Genomic DNA, 2,311 nt, shown 5'->3' on the forward strand with positions numbered 1-2,311 from the left:
CTAAATTATATATACAATATTAATAGTGATATTATTTTATGATTTTACAATTTTAAAGTAGAAGGTGAATAAATGAAAGAAAAATATACCGTTCCTATATATCAAAAAATAGCACTAGATTTGGCTAATAAGATACATACAGGGGACATAAAGGAAGGTAGTACTCTTTATGGGCGTTCTATACTTGCTGGAAAATATAATGTTTCTCCAGAAACAATAAGAAGAGCCATAAAATTACTAGAGGATATTGATATAGTCGAAAGTATTAAAGGTAAGGGAGTGATTGTCTTATCCTCAGATAATGCTTTATCTTTTATAAAAAAATATGAAGATATTACAAATATCTCTTCTTATAAAAGTAATCTCTATAGATTACTTGAGAACAAATCAAAAATTGACAATGATATAGTCCTTACATTAAACAAAATATTAGATTACTCTGATAGACTAGAAGTTATTAACCCACTAGTTCCTATACAATTTACTGTGGAGTCTCATTGTAAATACATTGGAAAAACAGCAGCTGAAACTAAGTTTTGGCAAAATACTGGGGCTACTATTGTAGCAATAAAAAGAGGAGATGAGTTAATCATTTCTCCAGGACCTTATATAGTATTTATGGAAAATGATATCTTATTAGTTGTTGGTGACAGATATATTTACAATTCAGTGCCAACTTTCCTATACGATTAGATTTTTACTTGAGAATTTACTATTAATAAAGGCATATGAAGTTTGTGATCTTCATATGCCTTCTTATTATTCTTCGTCTTCTCTAGCCCAATCAAGAGCTCTAGATACAGACTTTTTCCATCCCTTATATAGCTTTTTTCTTTTCTCTTCTTCCATAAAGGGTGTAAAATGCTTATCTAATTTACAATTATTTTTTATATTACTAAGATTATCATAAAAACCTACTGCTAATCCTGCTAAGTATGCTGCACCAAGGGCAGTTGTTTCTACAATTTTAGGTCTATTTATATTTACATTTAAAATATCCGATTGAAACTGCATTAAGAAATTATTTTTACTAGCACCACCATCAACCCTTAAATCTTTTAATAATATATTAGAATCTTCTTCCATAGCAGAAAGTACATCCTTAGTTTGATAAGCTATAGATTCTAGAGTTGCTCTAATTATATGTTCCTTTTTAGACCCTCTACTAAGACCAATTATAGTTCCTCTTGCATACATATCCCAATAAGGTGCACCAAGGCCTGTAAAAGCTGGTACTACATATACACCGTTTGTATCCTCTACTTTATTTGCATAATCTTCGCTATCAGAAGCATTCTTTAACATACGAAGTTCATCTCTAAGCCATTGAATAGATGCACCTCCCATAAATATACTTCCTTCTAATGCATAAGTTACACTCTCTCCTATACCCCATGCAATTGTAGTTAATAATCCATTTTTTGATTTAACTAATTTGTTTCCTGTATTCATTAATAAGAAACAGCCTGTTCCATAAGTATTTTTAGCGCTACCTTCTTCAAAGCAAGTTTGTCCAAATAATGCTGATTGTTGGTCACCTGCACATCCTGCAATAGGAACTTCTTCTCCTAATATATGCATATCTGTATTACCATATATATAACTAGATGGTTTAACTTCAGGAAGCATACTTAATGGAATATCCAGCTCATTTAGTATATCTTTATCCCATTTTAATTCATTTATATTAAACATCATTGTTCTAGAAGCATTTGAATAGTCTGTTACATGAACTTTTTTATTTGTCAACTTCCATATTAACCAAGTATCTACCGTTCCAAATAAAAGTTCTCCTCTTTCAGCTTTTTCTCTAGCACCTTTTACATTGTCTAATATCCATTTAACTTTTGTTGCAGAAAAATAGGCATCTATTATAAGCCCCGTCTTGTCCCTTATAACCTGTTCTAAATTTTTCCCTTTCAGTTCATCACAAATCTTTGAAGTCCTTCTACATTGCCATACAATAGCGTTATAAATAGGCTTTCCTGTATTCTTATCCCATACTATTGTAGTTTCTCTTTGATTTGTTATTCCTATAGCAGCTATTTCTTTTGGGTCTATTGATGCAGTTTCTACAGCTTCTCGCATAACACCACTTTGACATCCCCAAATTTCCATAGGGTCATGTTCTACCCATCCCGACTGTGGGAATATTTGGCTAAACTCTTTTTGTGAAACAGATACTATTTCTCCTTGTTTATTAAAAATTACCGCTCTAGAACTTGTTGTTCCTTGATCAAGAGCAATTACATATTTTTTTTCCATTAATTTTCCTCCCACTTCAAAATGAAGTAATTTATTAAAAATAATA

At 31.0% G+C, this 2,311-nt stretch carries 2 protein-coding genes; one reads left to right on the forward strand and one right to left on the reverse strand.

Annotation, left to right across the window (positions count from 1 at the left end; translation table 11 throughout):
* Window positions 1–72 precede the first annotated feature (72 nt).
* Window positions 73–693, forward strand: coding sequence for a TrkA C-terminal domain-containing protein (locus NSA58_RS19085; protein WP_039681174.1), 621 nt, complete (start codon window positions 73–75; stop codon window positions 691–693).
* Between the two features lie 66 nt (window positions 694–759).
* On the opposite strand, the gene glpK is transcribed toward NSA58_RS19085, so the two are convergent.
* Window positions 760–2,265: a glycerol kinase GlpK gene (gene glpK / locus NSA58_RS19090; RefSeq protein ID WP_074078650.1), complete on the reverse strand. Its 1,506-nt coding sequence runs from the start codon at window positions 2,263–2,265 to the stop codon at window positions 760–762.
* Window positions 2,266–2,311: the final 46 nt, after the last annotated feature.

Source organism: Terrisporobacter muris, from assembly GCF_024621905.1.
Lineage (GTDB): Bacteria > Bacillota > Clostridia > Peptostreptococcales > Peptostreptococcaceae > Terrisporobacter > Terrisporobacter muris.

Coding starts and splice junctions, on each gene's coding strand:
- NSA58_RS19085 (WP_039681174.1), top strand. CDS start 73: ATGAAAGAAAAATATACCGTTCCTATATATCAAAAAATAGCACTAGAT.
- glpK (WP_074078650.1), bottom strand. CDS start 2,265: ATGGAAAAAAAATATGTAATTGCTCTTGATCAAGGAACAACAAGTTCT.